We start from the raw sequence: 19,437 nt of genomic DNA, 5'->3' as shown, positions 1-19,437 counted from the left end.
GGATGCAAAGGAGGGAAAGGTTACAGCAGCTCGAACTCGCCTTTATTCACGCGGGCGGAATCCACCCCGATAAAGACGTTAAACTTGCCCGGTTCCGCATCGTATTTCATCTGCTGGTTCCAGAACTTCAGCGCATCCACGTCAATCGGGAAGCTGATGGTTTGGGTTTCGCCAGGCTTCAGGTTGACCTTCTCGAAGCCGCGCAGCTGCTTCACGGGACGGCTCATCGAGGCGGTGACATCCTGCACGTACATCTGAATCACCGTTGCCCCTTCGCGCTCGCCGGTGTTGGTCACCTCAACGCTGGCGGTAACTTTGCCGTCACGCTTCAGGCTCGGTGCCGACATTTTCACGTCAGAGACCTTGAAGGTGGTGTAGCTGAGACCGTAACCAAACGGATACAGCGGGCCGTTAGCTTCGTCGAAGTAACGGGACGTGTACTTGTTCGGCTTGTCGGCGTTGTACGGGCGACCAGTGTTGAGGTGGCTGTAGTAGACCGGGATCTGCCCGACGGAACGCGGGAAGGACATCGGCAGCTTGCCCGACGGGTTGTAATCACCAAACAGCACGTCGGCGATGGCGTTACCGCCTTCGGTACCGGCGAACCAGGTTTCCAGAATAGCGTCAGCCTGCTGATCCTCTTTCACCAGCGCCAGCGGACGCCCGTTCATCAGTACCAGCACCAGCGGCTTGCCGGTGGCTTTCAGGGCGGCGATTAGATCGCGCTGGCTCTGCGGAATGGTGATATCGGTACGGCTGGAGGCCTCGTGCGCCATACCCTGCGCCTCGCCCACGACCGCGACCACCACGTCAGACTGCTTCGCGGTATTCACCGCCTCGTCAATCATCTCCTTCGGCGTGCGCGGATCGACCTTCACCGCTTCCTCGTACTGGTTGAGGAAGGTGACGATGTCTTTATCGTTGGTGACGTTCGCCCCTTTGGCGTACACCACTTTCGCGTTTTCACCCACGGCACTCTTGATCCCGGTCAGCACGGTCACGGACTGATCGGCCACGCCCGCGGCAGACCAGCTGCCCATCACGTCGCGCTTGCTGTCGGCCAGCGGGCCCACCACGGCAATGGTGCCGGATTTTTTCAGCGGCAGCGTGTCGAGGCGGTTTTTCAGCAGCACCAGGCTTTCGCGCGCCACTTCACGCGCGTCTTTGCGGTGCAGACGGCTTTCAGCGTTGGTATCTGCCGGGTCAGAATCTTTCGGCCCCAGGTGGCTGTATGGATCGTTAAACAGCCCCATGTCGTATTTCACGTTCAGCACGTGGCGCGCGGCATCGTCCAGCTCCGCCATCGTGACCTTGCCGCTCTTCACCAGCCCCGGCAGGTATTTGCTGTAGTACTCGTCGCTCATGCTCATGTTGATGCCGGACTTGAGCGCCACGCGCACGGCGTCTTCCGGATCGGAGGCAGTACCGTGTTTAATCAGCTCTTTAATCGCGCCGTGGTCAGAAACGGTGATGCCTTTAAAGCCCCACTGGTCGCGCAGCACGTCTTTCAGCAGCCAGGAATCGGACGTCGCAGGCGTGCCGTTCAGCGAGTTCAGCGCGACCATCACCGCGCCGCTGCCAGCATCTAGCCCTGCCTTGTACGGCGGCATGTAGTCGTTGAACAGGCGCTGCGGGCTCATGTCGACGGTGTTGTACTCTTTACCGCCTTCCACCGCGCCATAGGCCGCGAAGTGCTTGACGCTGGTCATCACCGAGTAGCGATCCGCCGGGCTTTTGCCCTGCATCGCTTCCACCATGGTTTTACCCATCGTGGAGGTTAAATACGTATCTTCACCAAAGCCTTCCGAGCCGCGGCCCCAGCGCGGATCGCGCGAGACGTCCACCATTGGCGCCCAGGTCATGTTCAGACCGTCGTCCGCCGCTTCATAGGCGGACACGCGCCCGACGGTTTTCACCGCATCGAGATTAAAGGAGGAGGCTAAGCCGAGGCTGATGGGGAAGACGGTACGCTGGCCGTGCACCACGTCATAGGCGAAGAACAGCGGAATTTTCAGGCGGCTGAGGTCCATCACCTGATCCTGCATTTTGCGGATATCCTGGCGGGTGACGGTATTAAAAATCGCCCCTACCTGCCCGTCTTTGATCATCTCACGGATGGCCTCTTTCGGGTTATCCGGGCCGACGCTGATAAGACGCAGCTGGCCGATTTTCTCATCAACCGTCATTTTCTTGAGCAATTCCGTGACAAACGCGTCCCGTGCTTCAGGCGTGAGCGGGTGATTGCCAAACAAATCCTCTGCCAGCGCAGGTTGCAGCGCCAGGCTGACGGCGACACCTACAGAACATAGCCATTTCATGTCGTTTTACTCTCTCATCAATAACCGCCGGACGATCTCGGCCATACCGTGCGAAAAGCGCAGTGTGCCACAAACCCTCAGAACGTTGCAGGGTTATTCTCTGATTTTTCTCGTGAATACTCGACCGCTTAACAGTTAATCGCGCTATGCTTTACAGCGAGAAATTTGCCCCACCACAAGGAGTGGAAGATGTCTTCTGTTCGAACAAACGATAACACGGCTTTTATTAACGAACTGTCGCGCCTGGTTGGCTCCTCTCACCTGCTTACCGACCCGGCCAAAACCGCCCGCTACCGTAAGGGTTTCCGCTCCGGTCAGGGCGAGGCGCTGGCGGTGGTCTTCCCCGGCACGCTGCTTGAGCTGTGGCGCGTCCTGAGCGCCTGCGTCGCCGCCGACAAGATTATTTTAATGCAGGCCGCCAATACCGGTCTGACCGAAGGCTCCACGCCGAACGGCAACGATTACGATCGCGACATCGTGATTATCAGCACCCTGCGCCTCGACAAGCTGCACCTGCTGGATAAAGGCGAGCAGGTGCTTGCATTCCCCGGCACGACGCTCTACTCCCTGGAAAAAGCGCTTAAGCCGCTGGGCCGCGAGCCGCACTCGGTGATTGGCTCCTCCTGTATTGGCGCCTCGGTGGTCGGTGGGATCTGCAACAACTCCGGCGGCTCTCTGGTGCAGCGCGGGCCTGCCTACACCGAGATGTCGCTGTTTGCCCGTATTGACGAAAACGGCAAGCTGACGCTGGTGAACCATCTGGGCATCGATCTCGGCATGACGCCAGAGCAGATCCTCAGCAAGCTTGACGACGATCGCGTGAAGGACGAAGACGTGCAGCACGATGGCCGCCACGCGCACGATCACGACTACGTGACCCGCGTGCGGGATATCGATGCCGATACGCCAGCGCGCTACAACGCCGACCCGGACCGCCTGTTTGAATCCTCCGGCTGCGCCGGGAAGCTTGCCGTTTTTGCCGTGCGTCTGGATACCTTCCCGGCAGAGAAAAAGCAGCAGGTGTTTTACATCGGTACCAATCAGCCTGACGTTCTGACCGAAATTCGTCGTCATATTCTGGGCGAATTCAGCCATCTGCCGGTCGCGGGCGAGTACATGCACCGGGACATTTACGACATCGCCGAGCGTTACGGCAAAGATACGTTCCTGATGATCGACAAGCTCGGCACCGACAAAATGCCGTTCTTTTTCACCATGAAGGGCCGCACCGATGCGATGCTGGAGAAAGTGTCGCTGTTCAAACCCCACTTCACCGACCGCTTTATGCAGAAGCTGGGCAACGTTTTCCCGGCGCACTTACCGGAGCGAATGAAAACCTGGCGCGATAAGTATGAGCACCACCTGCTGCTGAAGATGGCCGGAGACGGGATTGCCGAAGCGCAAAGCTGGCTGACCGAGTTCTTCAGGACGGCTGAGGGTGATTTCTTTGCCTGCACGCCGGAAGAAGGCAGCAAAGCCTTCCTGCACCGTTTTGCCGCTGCGGGTGCCGCCATCCGTTACCAGGCGGTGCATTCCGAAGAGGTGGAAGATATTCTGGCGCTGGATATCGCCCTGCGCCGTAACGACACCGAGTGGTTTGAGCACCTTCCGCCGGAAATCGACAGCAAGCTGGTGCACAAGCTCTATTACGGCCACTTTATGTGTTATGTCTTCCATCAGGATTACATCGTCAAAAAAGGGGTCGATGCACACGAACTGAAGGAGCAGATGCTCGCCCTGCTGCGCGAACGCGGCGCACAATATCCTGCGGAACATAACGTCGGGCATCTTTATAAAGCCCCTGACGCACTTAAGCAGTTTTATCGCGAGAATGACCCTACAAACAGCATGAATCCCGGCATTGGTAAAACAACGCGGAAGAAATACTGGAAAGAAGAGGCAGATGCGGAGCAGCGCATAACGCAAGCGTCTGATTAATTCCTACAGCCAAATTTGAGAGATTGTTTAGCGTGCCTTAATCGTAATAGAGTGACGCTCTGACACCGGAGTAACGTTTCTCCGGCATTCTATTACGAGGAGCAGGCACATCATGTCGGCTGTTGATGTTTTATCCGAGACCGAACTGGAAGTGCGCGATGCCCTTCCCGATGATGTGCATGCCATCGCCGCCATCTATGCCTGGCATGTGCTTCACGGGCGCGCGTCATTTGAAGAAGTCCCCCCGACTATCGACGAAATGCGTCAGCGGATGAAAAGCGTGGCTGAGAACGGTTTACCGTGGCTTATCGCGCTGTATCGCGGCATCGTGGTGGGCTACTGCTACGCCACGCCTTACCGTCCGCGACACGCCTACCGCTATACCCTGGAAGAGTCGATTTACGTGGATGCCAGCATTACCGGGCGCGGTTTTGGCTCGGCATTAATGGATGCGCTGATCGCCCGCTGCGAGCAAGGCCCGTGGCGGCAGATGATTGCCGTTGTGGGAGATGGCAACAATAATTCAGGCTCGCTGCGGCTGCATAAAAAGCACGGCTTCGAGATTGTCGGTCAGCTGCGAAGCGTAGGGTATAAGAAAGGCGACTGGCGGGATACGGTGATTATGCAGCGCCCGCTCAACGATGGAGACTGGACGCTGCCGGAATAAAAGCAAAACGGTAACCCAGGTTACCGTTTTTAGTGTTTTCTCCCTCTCCCTGTGGGAGAGGGTCGGGGTGAGGGCATCAGCGCGCACAAACGGCTCAGTCGTTCTGCGCCGTCGCCATCTGTTCCGCTTTCTGCTTTTTATACGTCAATGCTGCGGCCGGAACGGGCTGCACTTTCCCGGTCTCAATCCAGGTGCGCAGACGGCTGGCATCGGCAAAGTGCGTGTATTTGCCAAAGGCATCCATCACCACCAGCGCCACCGGCTTACCGTTAAACACGGTGCGCATCACAAGACAGTGTCCTGCCGCGTTGGTAAAGCCAGTTTTCGTTAACTGAATATTCCAGTTATCCCGGTAAACCAGATGGTTAGTATTGCGGAACGGCAGCGTGTAGGCCGGGTTCGCAAAGGTCGCCATCTCTTCACGGGTGGTACTGAGCTGTCCAATCAGCGGATACTGTTTGCTGGCTATCAGCAGTTTCGTCAGGTCGCGGGCCGTGGAGACGTTGTTGATCGACAGACCCGTCGGTTCAACATAATGCGTATTGGTCATCCCCAGCGATTTGGCTTTCGCGTTCATCGCGCGGATAAAGGCGTCGTAGCCGCCCGGATAGTGGTGCGCCAGGCTCGCCGCCGCACGGTTTTCAGATGACATCAGCGCCAGCAGCAGCATATTTTTACGGCTGATTTCACTGTTCAGACGCACGCGAGAGTAGATCCCTTTCATCTCCGGCGTGTGGCTGATGTCCACTTTCAGCTTTTCGTCCAGCGGCAGATGGGCATCAAGCACCACCATCGCGGTCATTAATTTGGTAATCGAGGCGATCGGGCGCACCAGGTCCGGGTGGCTGGCGTAGATCACCTTATTGGTGTTGAGATCGACAATCATCGCGCTGCCGGACGCAATTTGCGGCTGAGCAGCGGCGGCGGTCACCGCGGGCGTTTTAGCGACGGCCGGCACGGCAGCGGACGCGCCCAGCAGCAGCGCCAGGCTAAGTAAAGAGACTCGGAATTTCAGCATGGTGAGACTTCTGATAATTATTCACGCACGTAATGACGTACACCGCCTGTATCAACGGATAAACACAGGCTGGCTTCGGCATCATAGCGGTCACCGGACGTTGTCGCCAGCGGATAATCGTGAACAGATGCTGCATTGCTGGCATTTACGCCAGCAATGCAGTGAACTCAGAAGAGACGGTATCCATAACCCCAAAGAATAACCGTCAGTGCCAGTAGTGCCTCCAGCACCAGCACCCCAATAGCGAGTGTTGAACTGGAAAAACTCAGGCCCTCTTCTTTATTGATATTCAGGAAGGTAGGGACCCCCAGATACAGCAGATACCCGGTGTAAAAGAGGGCAATGGTACCGATCAGCGCGCACAGCCAGACCAGTGGATAGAGCGCAACAATACCGCTTAAGAACAGCGGGGTCGCGACATATCCGGCAAAGACCATACAGTGCGCCAGCGATGGACGTTGCGGGTAGTTACGCGCCATCCAGTGAATGACACGCCCCATTATCGCCACACCCGCCAGCATCAGGCCATAAAAAACAATGGCCAGATAGAGCCCGGTAAACCAGGAAAGCTGAACCACGGTGCCGTCACCGAAGTTCCAGCCGATTTGTGTTGTTCCGATAAAAGCGCATATTACCGGCACCGCAGCCATCAGCAGCACATGATGCGTGTAATGATGCGAGACCGTTTCGTTCTCACTTTTAATGACATGCATTTCACGATCGGGATGGGAGAAAAGTCCCCAGACATGGTTCATAGCGCCCCCTTGTTGTCGGCCCGTCAGCGATACCTTAAGTATAATGCAGGCTTTAGATTATTTTCTGTACAGTGGGAAATTTCCGTTGATTTCCCCGCTGTTGATTCATGGGGTATATGATTAAACGAGGCATGAAGAGGGAGATAACATTTACGTAATGGATATTAACGCACTTATTGAACAATATGGCTATGCCGCGCTGGTCATCGGTAGCGTGGCAGAAGGTGAAACCATCACGCTGTTAGGCGGCGTCGCCGCGCATCAGGGATTGCTGAAATTCCCGCTGGTCGTCGCTGCGGTCGCGCTCGGCGGAATGATTGGCGATCAGCTGCTCTACTTTCTCGGGCTGCGCTTCGGGCCCACGCTGCTTAAGCGTTTCGCAAAGCATCAGAAGAAAATCCGCCGCGCTCAACGGCTCATTCAGCGTCATCCCTATCTGTTCGTCATCGGCACGCGCTTTATGTATGGCTTTCGCATCATCGGGCCGATACTGATTGGCGCCAGCCATTTGCCGCCAAAAATTTTCCTGCCGCTCAACATTGTGGGGGCGATTGCCTGGGCGATGATTTTTACGACGCTCGGCTACGTCGGGGGCGAAGTGATTGCGCCATGGCTGCATAATCTCGACCAGCACCTGAAGCACTGGGCGTGGTTGATTCTGGTGGTTGTGGCGGTGATTGGGGTCAGGCTGTGGCTGAAGCATCGGGAAAAGACGCGGGATGAGGAGTGAGTGCGGTCTGGTGCCCTCACCCCGGCCCTCTCCCAGAGGGAGAGGGGGTTTTTAGTTCCCTCTCCCTCTGGGAGAGGGTTAGGGTGAGGGGGAAACTTACCCCTCCGGCTTAAACTGCGGGTTCGCCAGCATAAAACCCCCGTCGACAATAAATGATTGCCCCGTCGTGTAGCTGGCGTCGCTGTCGCACAGCCACGCCACCAGGCTGGCGATCTCTTTGGTGTGGCCCGGTCTTGCCAGCGGGATTTCCGGCATTGAACCTTCCTTCACTTCGCTGTCGTCCATGTCGTTCATCGGTGTGGCAATGGCTCCCGGCGCGACGGCGTTCACCAGAATATTATGCTTAACCAGTTCCATCGCCATGGATTTGGTTAACCCGCCGAGCGCATGTTTTGCCGCCGTGTAGGCGCTCGCCTCCGGCAGCGGCGTGTGCTCATGCACCGAGGTAATGTTCACAATTCGCCCCCCTTCCCCCTGCTTCACCATCTGCCGCGCGGCAATTTGTGAACAGAGAAACGCGCCGTCCACGTCGACGGTGAAAATCGTCCTCCAGTCGTCAAATGGCATATCAAGGAACGGCGCTTTGGTCATCGCCCCCGCATTGTTGACCAGCACGTCCAGCCGGCCAAAACGCGCAATCAGCGTTTCAATGGCCTCTGCACCTTCCGGCAGGGTGCTCAAATCAAGATGGATAGCCTCTGCACGCTGCCCCCTCGCCTCAACCTCACGGCAGGTTTCCCGCGCGCCGCTTTCATCGGAATGCCAGGTGACGCCGATATCAAACCCGCGTTCGGCCAGCATCAGCGCGGTGGTTTTACCGATACCGGAATCCGATGCCGTTACAATTGCTACTCGGGTCATACTCACCTCCTGAAAATGTGCAAAGAGGTAAGTATAGATAATGACCTTTTTTAGCCGTGATGATAGCCACCGCCCAGGGCGGACGTCAGCTGTAGCGTGGCATCCACGTACTGCCCTTTCAGGGTCAGCGTAGCGATATGTTCCTTCAGTGCCGGAATTTTGGCCTCGCTAACGCGGGAACCGGCAATAATCCCCGCGCTGAAGCGCGCCTGTGCCAGTGCCACCACGCGCGCGGCATCTTTTTCGACCTGCCGCTGCTGCTGGTTTTTGGCGGTCAGGGTTTCAACTTCACTGGCCGCGCGCGCCACCTGGTTAACGGCATCGACCACCGCCTTGTTGTAGTTCGCCACCGAAAGGTTGTTCTGCGCCTGGGCGATATCCAGATTCGCATTCAGCCTGCCGCTATCGAAGATCGGCAGCGTCAATCCGGCGGTCACGCCCATCTGCTGCGCTGAAGAGCGAAACAGATCGCTCAGATGCAGGGCATCCTGCTGTAGGAACGCCATCAGGTTCACGTCAGGATAGAAGGCGGCTTTGGCGGCATCCACTTCGCTAAGGGAAGCTTCAATGTACCAGTGCGCCTCCTGCAGATCCGGACGGCGAGCCAGCAGCTCGTATCCCAGCGTGGCGGGCAACGCCGCTTCCGCTGTTGGTAAAGCATGGCGAGTCAGTTTCATAGAGGAGGTGTTGGTCAGGGCCTGCAGACGTGCCTCAACGGCTTTCATTTTGCCTTTTACCCCGGCAAGCTGCTCTTCGGTTTTACTGGCATTAATATCGGTTTCGACACCTTCTACCGAAGAGGTGATCCCGTGCTGATACAGCTCCCGGTCGGCACCGATGATATTTTCCTGCTCGTGTTTAATCTGCACGAGGACATCCCCCACCGCGGCCTGAGTCTGCCACTCCCAGTAAAGCCGCGCGACGCTACTGGCCAACAGCTGACGGGTCTGCTCCATCTCGGCTTTTTGGGCGTTGACCTTGCCGATGTGGGCTTCAACCTGCGCGCGGTTTTTGCCCCACAGGTCGAGATCCCAGCCTGCGGTCAGCCCAAAGGTGCCGTTGGTGTACCACGGCCCGGTGGTGCCCGCGGCCGGATCGGTAATGGCGAAGGGTCCCATCAACCCTTCCGCAGACATTTTTTGCCGTTCCGCATCGGCGGAGAAATCAATCTGTGGGCCGTCTGCCGCCATGGTGGCTTTCGCCTGGGCTTCGGCAAGCGTAATGCGCTGACGGGCAATCTGCATATCCGGCGCATCATTTAGCGCCTTCGCAATCAGCGAATTAAGCTGCGGATCGTTATAGTCTTTCCACCATTCGTTTTTCGGCCAGCTGGTTTGACTTAGCCGTGTATTCACCGACGCCGCAGCGGCTTGCGTTTTAATCGGCGACACGCTGGCATGTTCCGGCGCGCAGGCAGCCAGCATTAAGACAAGAGGAGCACTCAGAGATAAAATAAGAGAACGTTTCATTACGCCATAACTCAAAAAATTAAAGGCGCAAATTACGCTTGATGCCGCTCTGTTTTTTAGTAACGCGTGGCAATCCGCAAATTGTCATACATTTTCATATTCGGCAATTTATTTCCAACCACAATGAGTAAATTAAATATATTCATGCGAATTATGAATTGACTGCTACACTTATTCAGTGTCATACACGGGCAGGAGAAGGGAATGAAAATATTACTGTGGGTTATTTTAATTATATTTTTGATAGGGCTGTTAGTGGTTACCGGCGTATTCAAAATGATTTTCTGATCTATTTGCCCGGCACTGCGCCGGGCGATGTTATTCATCTCAGGCTTTCAGCGATCCCCCCTTCGTGGCAATCACCTCTTTATACCAGTAAAAACTCTTTTTACGGCTGCGCGCCAGGGTGCCTTTACCGCTGTCGTCGCGGTCCACGTAAATAAAGCCGTAGCGTTTGGACAGTTCCGCTTTAGACGCGCTCACCAGGTCGATTGGCCCCCAGCTGGTATAGCCCATCACCTCAACGCCGTCTTCAATCGCTTCTCGCACCTGTACCAGATGGTCGTTAAGGTAGCTGATGCGATAGTCATCCTGGACCACGCCGTCCGCGTCCGGTTTATCCTTCGCGCCGAGGCCATTTTCTACGATAAACAACGGCTTCTGATAGCGATCCCAAAGCACGTTTAACAGGGTACGCAGACCGATGGGGTCAATCTGCCAGCCCCATTCGGAACTGGCCAGATGCGGGTTTGGCACCATGCTCAGGATGTTGCCGCGCGCCTGCTGGTTGAGGGCGTCATCCGCGGTGACGCAGCCCGTCATGTAGTAGCTGAACGAGATAAAGTCGACGGTCGATTTCAGCGCCTCGCGGTCGGCATCCGTGACCTCAAGCTGAATACCGTTGTCGCGGAAGAAGCGCTGCATAAAGATGATAAGTCAAATCAACAATTAATTAACAAAGTTAACCATTTCAAATAAAATGAATATCCAGTAATGTCTTTTCTTGAAAAAAACATATCGAAACAACACTTACCTGTATATTCACACAGTATTAAAATTTTTGTTTACAAGTTACTCTATATAGGAGTTATAGTAGACTTCGTTTATATATCAGGGAGGTAATCATGTCAGGAGTATCTAATAATGCCACCTCAAACATATTGGGTTTCGAATACCAGAAATTTATAGCGTTAGAAAGATGCTTGAGTGGAAAAGAGAATGATATTATTTGGATCGAATGCTTTGGTGATGTAGCTCATAATGGAACTAGTACAGAAGTTAAACATCATATGTCTGATACATTTCTTAATGATACACACAGAGACTTTTGGAAGACATTATACAACTTAATGTCTGAGCATGCAGTTTATTCAGGCTTTACACGATTTGAATTATTAACAACTTCAGACATTAAAGAAGAGTCAATATTTTTCGATTGGAATAATTTATCATCAAAGATAAAAAAAGAACGATTAAAGAAAGTCATACCTACCCAAACAATACAGAAATATCATAATGAATTATTACTACGAAGTGATGAAGAGATTTTATCTCTTCTTGATAAAATAAATATAATATCATCGCAGCCAAACATAATGGATAAGCTTGAGGAACTTAAATCACATGATGCTTTTAAATTAATCCCTGACATTCACAAGGAATCATTCATAGAAAGAATGTTGGGCTTTATATCATTAAAAGCAATAAAAAACTCAGATACGTGGCATATAGAATATAATGAGTTCATAAGAGAAATGATAGGTTTTTCGATGCCTTATGTTCAGAAAGATTATCCATTTCCAGTAGTGTCTAAAACAGATGTCATAGAGGAAAAATCAAATAATTACTATTTCGTTAAGGAACTAGAATCTATAGAGATTGGCGAAAAGATGATAACTGATGCAGTAATAGATTATCTTCGCTCAGAAAAAAGCTTACTAAAACTTCTTAGGTTGCATTCAACTTTGGTAAATCATCTTGAAGATTTTGAAGATGATTTATTACAAGATCTCGATTTATTAAAATTAAAACATATCAATACTTTGCAATTAATGAGCACCCCGATTAACGTAACAAATCAATCAAAAATTATGTACTCAGACTGTTTGCTGTTAGAAACGAAACAAATACGGAATGTACATTCCATGGAAAAATACTATCAGAAGGGAAGAATTCATTCTCATGTTGAGCAGAAAAATTTCTCATGGCATTTTGAGGTAAAGAACAATGAAACCGATTGATTTTATTGCACTATTACACTCTCCTTTATGGATCGCTTCTTTACTCGAAAGTTTTTTAAGTGGTGCGCAAAGAATAAAAAAAGATGGATTAGAATTTGAATTAATCTTCCTTGCAATTCCTATTTTGCTCGATGAGAATGCTTTAGAACATCTCTCGAAAGGCAACATTAAATCAAACATGAGTAAACTATTAACTAATAGTAACTTGCAAAGCTCATATTTTAAATCAAAATGGAATATTGAACATTATAAACCAGTTACTAAAAAAGCCATTATTATATTATCATCATTAGGTAAATTATCTATAAACAGTCACATTACCCTTCATGAACCAATAAAATCCATTACAGAAAATGATGAGTATAAAAAGAAACATTATAAGGCTGCATATAATCTCGGCGCAATGTTAGCAAAAGAAGACTCATTAGATATCATTATAAAATTTGGAGCAATCTAAATGAAAGCAATTATTAAATCTATAAATATATTCAATAATAATGGTGAACATAGATTTGTTGAATTCACGGATGGTGTGAATGTTATAACTGGCGATTCTAAAACTGGTAAAAGTGCATTATTAGAAATAGTTGATTACTGTTTATTTGCTAAAACTTCCAGTATACCAAAAGGAATAATAACCTCCTTTTCGGATTTCTATTCAATCGTATTTCAATTAGGCAAGAGCTTCATTGTTATCGGTAGACCTGCATTTAAGACAGGAATGAGTTCCAAAGCATACATTAGACAAGAAGTTGATATAACAAAAATATCACCATTAAGCTTAAGCTATTTTGAAAAAATAGCTCCGGCATCAATCAAAGAAGCTCAGAAAAAATTTGAAAGCTATCTCGGATTATCAGTATCTAATTTAAGAGACGATGAAAATAGTTTCCATCATGGAAAGGCCTCTATTAGAAACGCTGTTTCTTTATTATTTCAGCATCAGAATTTAATTGCCAATAAACATGCTCTATTTTATCGCTTCCATGATTTTATCAAGCGAGATAGAACCATCAAGGAATTACCAATATTTCTTGGCTGGGTAGATGGGAATTATTATAGATTAATTCGTGAGCTTGATGATACATATAAAAAGCTCAGGACTCAAGAGAAATTAGAACGAAATTATAAAGCCACGTATGATCAAAAGAAAAAAACCTTAAAAGATCTAATTGAAAATTACTTAGCATTTATTGATTATAAATTAACTGAAGACTTAAACTATAACCAAATATTGAAGATTGCAACTGATCTTCCCTCAGTCCCAGATATGGCATATGGCTCAGGGCAAACAGAAAGTTTGTACAAAGATTATATAAAAGATCAAGATAACTGCAACCTTGAACTAGCAAGTATTAATGAAAAAATATCTAAATTAGAGCTATGCAATTCAATCTCCGTTGAGCATGCAACAGAGCTGAATAAAATAAAAAAAACTTTTGATATTTCTTCTCCAGACATATTGAAATGTCCTCTTTGTGAAAGCAAGCAATCTGCATTATCTCAGGAATTAGAGTCTCTAATTCAACATCAAACAGTTTTAGTACAAGATCTTTCAAAACTACAAATTTTCCACGAAGATATTACCACTGAAATGGAAAATCTTATTAAACGACGTGACGAAATAAAGAGAAACTTACGGATATTAAATGGTAAAATTAAGGCATTCGAGAGAAATAAATTAGAATTAGCCAAATCAAAAAGTTTTCGCGAGAAAGCGAACTTTATGCGCGGACAAGTTAGCACTCTAATTTCTGTTTATTTAAATAACAATGAAATAATAAATTCAGATGACTCAACAAAAGAATTAAGATCTAGAATAGAAAGACTAGAAAAGGAAATTGCAACATACAATCTTGAAGAAAAATACCTTACATATGAGAAAAGATTAAATTCTATAATGACTCAAATTTGTAATCAACTCGATTTTGAAGAAGAGTTAAAACCAGCAAACCTTCATTTTTCTCTTCAGTCTTTCGATTTTTATCATAAATTGGGAGACCAAGAGATTAGGCTACATGAAATGGGAAGTGGTGCGAACTGGTTAGCTTGTCATTTGTCTTTATTTTTATCTATTTTATATTTACTGGCTACAGAGGAAAAATCATGTATTCCAACCTTCCTTTTTTTAGACCAACCAAGTCAAGTTTATTTCCCTTCCGGATTTAATAATCAAAAAGAGAAGGATTCAGATCTAAAACAAGTGGAAAATATATTTAACACCATTGTTACAATTTTAAATTACATCAAAGAAAAATCTGGTTTTATGCCTCAAGTCATAATATTAGAACATGCAGATAAACTAGAACTAAAAGATATTAAGTTTGAGTCTTTAGTTAGAAAAAGATGGAAGGAAAATGGTGAGAAGTTAATATAAAAGTAACAGGGGGCAAAAGCCCCCTGTTACTTTTTTTGATTACAGTGTTTCTCAATTCATTCGATAAGTTGGAACTCCACTGCGTTATTTAAAAACATTAAAACAATAATATTATTGACGATAATTATTAATAGCAAAACAAATGTCGGCAGAATTGCTTAATGTTCGAATTTCCATAAAGAGAGAAGTTGCCTCGGAATACTCTTTGCGTAAATAACTCAGCCACTGTTTAATTCGCGCGACGTGATACAAGCCGGTGTCGCCCTGCTTTTCCAGACGGCTGTATTTTTGCAGCAGCGTGACGACGTCTGCCCACGGCATCCGCGGCTCGTTATATTTCACCACCCGGCTGAGGTTCGGCACATTCAGGGCGCCGCGACCGATCATTACCGCATCGCAGCCGGTGGCGTTCAGACAGGCCTGCGCGCTCTCGTAATCACAGATTTCACCGTTGGCGATGACCGGAATGGTGAGGCGCTTGCGGATCTCCCCGATCGCCTGCCAGTTAATGCGTTCGGCTTTGTAGCCATCCTCTTTGGTGCGGCCATGCACCACCAGCTCGGTGGCCCCGGCCTGCTGCACCGCATCGGCGATTTCAAACTGCCGCGCGTCGCTGTCCCATCCCAGGCGCACCTTCACCGTCACCGGCAAATGCGTAGGCACGGCCTCACGCATCGCCTTCGCGCCGCGGTAAATCAGCTCAGGATCTTGCAGCAACGTCGCTCCGCCGCCGCTGCCGTTCACCAGCTTCGACGGACAGCCGCAGTTGAGATCCACCCCGTAAGAGCCCAGTTCAACCGCGCGGGCGGCGTTCTCCGCCAGCCATTCGGGATACTGGCCGAGCAGCTGAATACGCACCAGCGTGCCGGAAGAGGTCCGGCTCTGGTTGTGCAGCTCGGGGCACAGGCGGAAGAAGGATTTTACCGGCAACAACATATCGACCACGCGCAAAAACTCCGTCACGCAGAGATCATAATCGTTCACCTCGGTCAGAAGCTCGCGCACGAGGGAGTCGAGCACGCCTTCCATTGGGGCCAGTAAAACACGCATAGCAGTACCTGTGAAAAAAGACACGCTATAGTAGCCGCTCTCTATATCGCTGGGAAGCGCTTCTGTTCAGGGAAAAAGTCAGCTGTCGTTGCCCCGACAATGGCGCGAAACGCCGCCGCAAATGCCGCCGGGCCAGAAAACCCCAGCATCCAGGCCACCTGCTTAGCCGGGTATCCGTTTGCGAGCAAGTCCAGCGAGGCACAAATCCTTGCTCGCTGTCGCCAGGCCCGGAAGCTAAATCCGGTATCTTTGATAAACGCGCGTGAGAATGTGCGCTCAGACATCGCTACCTGTTCCGCCAGTCTTTCCATCGAAACATCCCAGAGATTGTTGGCAATGATGTCACAGGCAACGCGATGTAACCGCTCATCAACGGGCATCGGTAATTCGGTCGAAATCTGCTGCGCCTCACTGAGGATTTCGAGCAGCAAAACGGCCATGCTGCGCTGGCTTGCCGGCCGGTATTCCGCGCTGAACAGCCCGGCAATCAGCTCTTTGAACAACGCTGTCGCCATAATCACGTGGACCTCTTCTTTCCGCGTAAAAGGCTCGCATTGCGCTATCAGCGCGGGGCTAAACCAGACCGCGCGGAGCTCCGTTGTGGATAACACACTGTAGGTGTGTTCCTGAAAGGGAGGGATCCACAGCGCGCGCTGAGGCGGTATGACCCAACGCTTATTGCCGGTTTCGACCAGCATCACCCCTTTGATGGCAAACAAAAGTTGCCCCTGTGAATGCCGGTGAGGGGGATCCACTTCGCCGCGCGTATAGCTAATTGCCCCTCTGGACCATCCGATGGCGTCGTCGTGAATTGGCGTTTTATCGATAACGGTTGGCATTTCACATTCCTCCCTTCCTCTTATGATGCTGCTTGTACACGTAACCGGAGAGAGACGCAATGCACATTCATTTTATCATTCATGAACATTTCGAAGCGCCAGGCGCCTATGAAATCTGGGGGAAAAATCGCGGCTGTAGCCTGAGCTACTCCAGAGTTTATCAGGGCGATCCGTTACCCGAAGACCTGGAGAGTACGGACGTGCTTATTATCATGGGAGGGCCGCAGTCACCTGCCACCACGCTTAAGGAGTGCCCCTGGTTTGATGCGCAGGCGGAAATGCGGCTCATCGGCCGCGCAATAGAGGCGGGTAAAACGGTGATTGGCGTTTGTCTGGGCTCGCAGCTTATCGGTGAAGCGCTGGGCGCAGCGTTTTGCCGTAGCCCGGAAAAAGAGATCGGCAGATTTCCCCTCAGGCTCACAGAGGCAGGCAAGGCCAACCCGCTGTTTGGGGATTTTGGCCACGAGCTTAGCGTCGGTCACTGGCATAACGACATGCCAGGGTTGACGCCGCAGGCTAAGGTGCTCGCTTACAGCGAGGGCTGTCCCCGTCAGATCGTGCAATACGGCGAACGGGTTTACGGTTTTCAGTGCCATATGGAGCTGACGCCGGAGGTCGTTGAGTTGCTGATTGAACATTCGCAGAACGATCTCCGCCGCGCGGCTGAATTTCGTTTTGTCGAAACGGCGGAAAAACTTCGCTCGCATGATTATCGCGAAATGAATCAGGTGCTGTTTTCTTTTCTCGATAAACTGACCGCCTCGCGCTGATGCATTCTCTGGCTCGTCACTTCGCCACCGCACGCCCTTTCCTCTAAACTGTAGCCTGCCCCTGTAAGGCGATACCGGACGTTCCATTCTGGAATGTCTGGTATGCTCAAAATTCATGATGTGATCCGTGGCACATTTTTAGGTTTAATTGTATGATGAATGCGTTTCAGCAAGGACTATCACCATGAGCAAATCATTGAACATTATCTGGCAATATCTGCGCGCATTCGTCCTGATATACGCCTGCCTGTATGCCGGGATATTCATCGCATCGCTGCTGCCCATCGTCATTCCCGGCAGCATTATCGGTATGCTGATCCTCTTTGTTTTGCTGGCGCTGCAAATCCTGCCCGCAAAATGGGTCAACCCCGGCTGCTTCGTCCTCATTCGCTATATGGCGCTGCTTTTCGTGCCTATCGGCGTCGGGGTTATGCAGTATTTTGATTTGCTCAAAGCCCAGTTCGGCCCGATTGTGGTCTCCTGCGCGGTCAGCACGCTGGTGGTTTTCCTGGTGGTGAGCTGGAGTTCGCATCTGGTGCACGGTGAACGTAACGTGGTTGGGGAGAAAACAAAAAAATGATGGCCAATATCTGGTGGTCGCTGCCGTTAACCCTGGCGGTATTCTTCGCCGCGCGCAAGCTTGCCGCACGTTTCAAAATGCCGTTGCTGAACCCGCTGCTGGTGGCGATGGTGGTCATTATTCCGTTCCTGCTGCTCACCGGTATTCCTTACGAACGTTATTTTGCCGGCAGCAAAATTTTAAACGACCTGCTGCAGCCTGCCGTTGTGGCGCTCGCCTTTCCTTTATATGAGCAGCTCCACCAGATCCGCGCCCGCTGGAAATCCATCATTACCATCTGTTTTGTGGGAAGCCTGGTGGCGATGATCACCGGCACGTCGGTGGCGCTGTTGATGGGGGCCTCCCCGCAGATTGCCGCCTCTATTCTGCCTAAATCGGTGACCACGCCTATCGCGATGGCAGTGGGTGGCAGCCTCGGCGGGATTCCGGCCATCAGCGCGATGTGCGTCATTTTCGTCGGTATACTCGGCGCGGTGTTTGGTCACACCCTGCTGAACGGCATGCGTATTCATACTAAAGCGGCACGGGGACTGTCGATGGGGACCGCCTCCCACGCCCTGGGCACTGCACGCTGTGCGGAGCTGGACTATCAGGAAGGGGCGTTTAGCTCGCTGGCGCTGGTGATCTGCGGGATTATCACTTCCCTGCTGGCCCCGTTCATTTTCCCGCTGATTCTGGCGGTGATGGGCTAAAATTTGCGATGCGTCGCGCAAATTTCATTTTGATTTCATAAGTTGCATACATAATGAGAAGTGGATCACATATAAAGCCCTAACGGCTCCGTAAACTACCGATCCATTAACCTTTATGAGGCAAACGCCATGCACCCACGTTTTCAAGCTGCTTTCGCCCAGCTTGCAGAGAATTTGCAGTCAGCCCTGGCTCCCGTTCTGGCAGATGCACACTTCCCCGCCCTGCTGACCGCGGAGCAGGTCACGATGCTGAAACAGGCAACGGGACTGGACGAAGACGCGCTGGCTTTCGCACTGCTTCCCCTGGCTGCCGCCTGCGCGCGGGCCGATCTCTCCCACTTTAACGTCGGGGCCATTGCGCGCGGCGTCAGCGGCACCTGGTACTTCGGCGGCAACATGGAGTTCCTGGGCGCGACCATGCAGCAGACCGTTCACGCCGAGCAGAGCGCCATCAGCCACGCCTGGCTGCGCGGTGAAAAAGCCCTGAGCGCCATTACCGTTAACTACACTCCCTGCGGCCACTGCCGTCAGTTTATGAACGAGCTGAACAGCGGACTGCAGCTGCGCATCAACCTGCCAGGCCGCGCGCCGCACACGCTGGGGGATTATCTGCCTGACGCGTTTGGCCCTAAAGATCTGGAGATCAAAACGCTGCTGATGGACGATCAGGACCACGGTTACGCCCTGTCCGGCGATGACCTGAACCAGGCGGCCATTCGCGCGGCCAACAAGAGCCACACGCCGTACAGCAAGTCTCCGAGCGGCGTGGCGCTGCAGTGCCGTGATGGCCAAATCTTTAGCGGCAGCTATGCGGAAAACGCCGCGTTTAACCCAACCCTGCCTCCGCTGCAGGGCGCGCTTAACCTGCTGAGCCTGAACGGCTATGACTATCCGGACATTCAGCGCGCCGTTCTGGCTGAGATTGCCGATGCGCCACTGATCCAGTGGGATGCCACCGCCGCAACGCTTAAAGCGTTAGGCTGTACGACAATTGACCGCATACTGCTTGCGTAATCCTTCCGGCGGGCAGAAATGCCCGCCAGTTTGCTGAAAAACCCCTCAGTTGAGTCGCTGTTTCTTGCGCTAACCAGGCGGGTAAAGTAGCCTGAGTTAAATTTCATCCACGAACGAGC

At 51.4% G+C, this 19,437-nt stretch carries 18 protein-coding genes and 1 pseudogene; 11 read left to right on the top strand and 8 right to left on the bottom strand.

Going from position 1 to position 19,437, the window contains the following annotated elements; genetic code table 11:
• Window positions 1–20: 20 nt before the first annotated feature.
• On the bottom strand, window positions 21–2,318 hold the full coding sequence (gene bglX, locus NQ230_RS07930) for a beta-glucosidase BglX (RefSeq protein WP_121425335.1): 2,298 nt from the start codon (window positions 2,316–2,318) through the stop codon (window positions 21–23).
• Between the two features lie 189 nt (window positions 2,319–2,507).
• Between bglX and dld the strand changes: the two genes are divergently transcribed.
• Together dld and NQ230_RS07920 are read left to right on the top strand one after the other, a co-directional pair.
• Complete coding sequence (gene dld / locus NQ230_RS07925) at window positions 2,508–4,256, top strand: D-lactate dehydrogenase (protein ID WP_257260688.1); 1,749 nt, start codon at window positions 2,508–2,510, stop codon at window positions 4,254–4,256.
• Window positions 4,257–4,368: 112 nt separating this feature from the next.
• Window positions 4,369–4,923, top strand: coding sequence for a GNAT family N-acetyltransferase (locus tag NQ230_RS07920; protein ID WP_121425333.1), 555 nt, complete (start codon window positions 4,369–4,371; stop codon window positions 4,921–4,923).
• A gap of 94 nt (window positions 4,924–5,017) precedes the next feature.
• On the opposite strand, the gene pbpG is transcribed toward NQ230_RS07920, so the two are convergent.
• Both pbpG and NQ230_RS07910 read right to left on the bottom strand, forming a co-directional pair.
• Entirely contained in the window at window positions 5,018–5,941 is a 924-nt protein-coding gene (pbpG, locus tag NQ230_RS07915; protein WP_121425332.1) for a D-alanyl-D-alanine endopeptidase, read from the bottom strand.
• 167 nt (window positions 5,942–6,108) lie between these two features.
• A complete protein-coding gene (locus tag NQ230_RS07910) occupies window positions 6,109–6,696 on the bottom strand; it encodes a Yip1 family protein (RefSeq protein ID WP_033146018.1) in 588 nt (195 codons plus the stop codon).
• Window positions 6,697–6,853: 157 nt separating this feature from the next.
• On the opposite strand from NQ230_RS07910, the gene NQ230_RS07905 reads away from it, so the two are divergent.
• Window positions 6,854–7,426, top strand: coding sequence for a DedA family protein (locus NQ230_RS07905; protein WP_213820328.1), 573 nt, complete (start codon window positions 6,854–6,856; stop codon window positions 7,424–7,426).
• A 96-nt stretch (window positions 7,427–7,522) separates the two neighbouring features.
• Here the strand turns inward: NQ230_RS07905 and NQ230_RS07900 are convergent, their stop codons facing one another.
• Together NQ230_RS07900 and mdtQ are read right to left on the bottom strand one after the other, a co-directional pair.
• Window positions 7,523–8,287: an SDR family oxidoreductase gene (locus tag NQ230_RS07900; RefSeq protein WP_121425330.1), complete on the bottom strand. Its 765-nt coding sequence runs from the start codon at window positions 8,285–8,287 to the stop codon at window positions 7,523–7,525.
• A gap of 50 nt (window positions 8,288–8,337) precedes the next feature.
• The gene (gene mdtQ / locus NQ230_RS07895) at window positions 8,338–9,756 is read right to left on the bottom strand and encodes a multidrug resistance outer membrane protein MdtQ (protein ID WP_257260687.1); all 1,419 of its coding nucleotides are present in this window, start codon (window positions 9,754–9,756) and stop codon (window positions 8,338–8,340) included.
• 204 nt (window positions 9,757–9,960) lie between these two features.
• Here mdtQ and yohP point away from each other — a divergent pair, with 204 nt between their 5' ends.
• The gene (gene yohP, locus NQ230_RS23035) at window positions 9,961–10,044 is read left to right on the top strand and encodes a small membrane protein YohP (RefSeq protein WP_015572324.1); all 84 of its coding nucleotides are present in this window, start codon (window positions 9,961–9,963) and stop codon (window positions 10,042–10,044) included.
• A 39-nt stretch (window positions 10,045–10,083) separates the two neighbouring features.
• Here the strand turns inward: yohP and NQ230_RS07890 are convergent.
• Window positions 10,084–10,683, bottom strand: a pseudogene (locus NQ230_RS07890) (family 1 glycosylhydrolase); the annotation flags it as partial.
• Between the two features lie 197 nt (window positions 10,684–10,880).
• Between NQ230_RS07890 and NQ230_RS07885 the strand changes: the two are divergent.
• Genes NQ230_RS07885 through NQ230_RS07875 form a run of 3 tightly spaced genes read left to right on the top strand, consistent with a single transcriptional unit; the run spans window position 10,881 to window position 14,373 of the window.
• On the top strand, window positions 10,881–11,996 hold the full coding sequence (locus NQ230_RS07885; RefSeq protein ID WP_257260686.1) for an ABC-three component system protein: 1,116 nt from the start codon (window positions 10,881–10,883) through the stop codon (window positions 11,994–11,996).
• Window positions 11,983–12,453: a three component ABC system middle component gene (locus NQ230_RS07880; protein ID WP_257260685.1), complete on the top strand. Its 471-nt coding sequence runs from the start codon at window positions 11,983–11,985 to the stop codon at window positions 12,451–12,453. The genes NQ230_RS07885 and NQ230_RS07880 overlap by 14 nt, the downstream gene beginning before the upstream one ends.
• Window positions 12,454–14,373: a DUF3732 domain-containing protein gene (locus NQ230_RS07875; RefSeq protein ID WP_257260684.1), complete on the top strand. Its 1,920-nt coding sequence runs from the start codon at window positions 12,454–12,456 to the stop codon at window positions 14,371–14,373. It abuts the gene before it with no gap.
• Between the two features lie 111 nt (window positions 14,374–14,484).
• Here the strand turns inward: NQ230_RS07875 and dusC are convergent, their stop codons facing one another.
• Both dusC and NQ230_RS07865 read right to left on the bottom strand, forming a co-directional pair.
• Window positions 14,485–15,423 carry a tRNA dihydrouridine(16) synthase DusC gene (dusC, locus tag NQ230_RS07870; protein ID WP_257260682.1) on the bottom strand — a complete coding sequence of 313 codons (939 nt, stop codon included), beginning with the start codon at window positions 15,421–15,423 and terminating at the stop codon, window positions 14,485–14,487.
• Window positions 15,424–15,464: 41 nt separating this feature from the next.
• Entirely contained in the window at window positions 15,465–16,262 is a 798-nt protein-coding gene (locus tag NQ230_RS07865) for an AraC family transcriptional regulator (RefSeq protein ID WP_257260680.1), read from the bottom strand.
• A 59-nt stretch (window positions 16,263–16,321) separates the two neighbouring features.
• Between NQ230_RS07865 and NQ230_RS07860 the strand changes: the two genes are divergently transcribed.
• From NQ230_RS07860 to cdd, 4 genes are all read left to right on the top strand, one after another.
• On the top strand, window positions 16,322–17,032 hold the full coding sequence (locus tag NQ230_RS07860; protein WP_257260679.1) for a type 1 glutamine amidotransferase: 711 nt from the start codon (window positions 16,322–16,324) through the stop codon (window positions 17,030–17,032).
• A gap of 184 nt (window positions 17,033–17,216) precedes the next feature.
• Window positions 17,217–17,612 carry a CidA/LrgA family protein gene (locus NQ230_RS07855; protein WP_023312463.1) on the top strand — a complete coding sequence of 132 codons (396 nt, stop codon included), beginning with the start codon at window positions 17,217–17,219 and terminating at the stop codon, window positions 17,610–17,612.
• Complete coding sequence (locus NQ230_RS07850; protein ID WP_029740398.1) at window positions 17,609–18,304, top strand: CidB/LrgB family autolysis modulator; 696 nt, start codon at window positions 17,609–17,611, stop codon at window positions 18,302–18,304. Before NQ230_RS07855 ends, NQ230_RS07850 begins: the two co-directional genes overlap by 4 nt.
• A gap of 129 nt (window positions 18,305–18,433) precedes the next feature.
• Window positions 18,434–19,318 (top strand): cytidine deaminase, encoded by an 885-nt coding sequence (gene cdd / locus NQ230_RS07845; protein ID WP_257260677.1) that lies wholly within the window; start codon window positions 18,434–18,436, stop codon window positions 19,316–19,318.
• The last annotated feature ends 119 nt before the right edge of the window (window positions 19,319–19,437 follow it).

The organism is Enterobacter asburiae (assembly GCF_024599655.1).
Lineage (GTDB): Bacteria > Pseudomonadota > Gammaproteobacteria > Enterobacterales > Enterobacteriaceae > Enterobacter > Enterobacter asburiae_D.
This window is presented reverse-complemented; position numbering and strand designations above follow the sequence as displayed.

Bases quoted from the DNA above. Each gene is read 5' to 3' on its own strand.
- bglX (WP_121425335.1), bottom strand. From the start codon at position 2,318: ATGAAATGGCTATGTTCTGTAGGTGTCGCCGTCAGCCTGGCGCTGCAA.
- dld (WP_257260688.1), top strand. From the start codon at position 2,508: ATGTCTTCTGTTCGAACAAACGATAACACGGCTTTTATTAACGAACTG.
- NQ230_RS07920 (WP_121425333.1), top strand. From the start codon at position 4,369: ATGTCGGCTGTTGATGTTTTATCCGAGACCGAACTGGAAGTGCGCGAT.
- pbpG (WP_121425332.1), bottom strand. From the start codon at position 5,941: ATGCTGAAATTCCGAGTCTCTTTACTTAGCCTGGCGCTGCTGCTGGGC.
- NQ230_RS07910 (WP_033146018.1), bottom strand. From the start codon at position 6,696: ATGAACCATGTCTGGGGACTTTTCTCCCATCCCGATCGTGAAATGCAT.
- NQ230_RS07905 (WP_213820328.1), top strand. From the start codon at position 6,854: ATGGATATTAACGCACTTATTGAACAATATGGCTATGCCGCGCTGGTC.
- NQ230_RS07900 (WP_121425330.1), bottom strand. From the start codon at position 8,287: ATGACCCGAGTAGCAATTGTAACGGCATCGGATTCCGGTATCGGTAAA.
- mdtQ (WP_257260687.1), bottom strand. From the start codon at position 9,756: ATGAAACGTTCTCTTATTTTATCTCTGAGTGCTCCTCTTGTCTTAATG.
- yohP (WP_015572324.1), top strand. From the start codon at position 9,961: ATGAAAATATTACTGTGGGTTATTTTAATTATATTTTTGATAGGGCTG.
- NQ230_RS07885 (WP_257260686.1), top strand. From the start codon at position 10,881: ATGTCAGGAGTATCTAATAATGCCACCTCAAACATATTGGGTTTCGAA.
- NQ230_RS07880 (WP_257260685.1), top strand. From the start codon at position 11,983: ATGAAACCGATTGATTTTATTGCACTATTACACTCTCCTTTATGGATC.
- NQ230_RS07875 (WP_257260684.1), top strand. From the start codon at position 12,454: ATGAAAGCAATTATTAAATCTATAAATATATTCAATAATAATGGTGAA.
- dusC (WP_257260682.1), bottom strand. From the start codon at position 15,423: ATGCGTGTTTTACTGGCCCCAATGGAAGGCGTGCTCGACTCCCTCGTG.
- NQ230_RS07865 (WP_257260680.1), bottom strand. From the start codon at position 16,262: ATGCCAACCGTTATCGATAAAACGCCAATTCACGACGACGCCATCGGA.
- NQ230_RS07860 (WP_257260679.1), top strand. From the start codon at position 16,322: ATGCACATTCATTTTATCATTCATGAACATTTCGAAGCGCCAGGCGCC.
- NQ230_RS07855 (WP_023312463.1), top strand. From the start codon at position 17,217: ATGAGCAAATCATTGAACATTATCTGGCAATATCTGCGCGCATTCGTC.
- NQ230_RS07850 (WP_029740398.1), top strand. From the start codon at position 17,609: ATGATGGCCAATATCTGGTGGTCGCTGCCGTTAACCCTGGCGGTATTC.
- cdd (WP_257260677.1), top strand. From the start codon at position 18,434: ATGCACCCACGTTTTCAAGCTGCTTTCGCCCAGCTTGCAGAGAATTTG.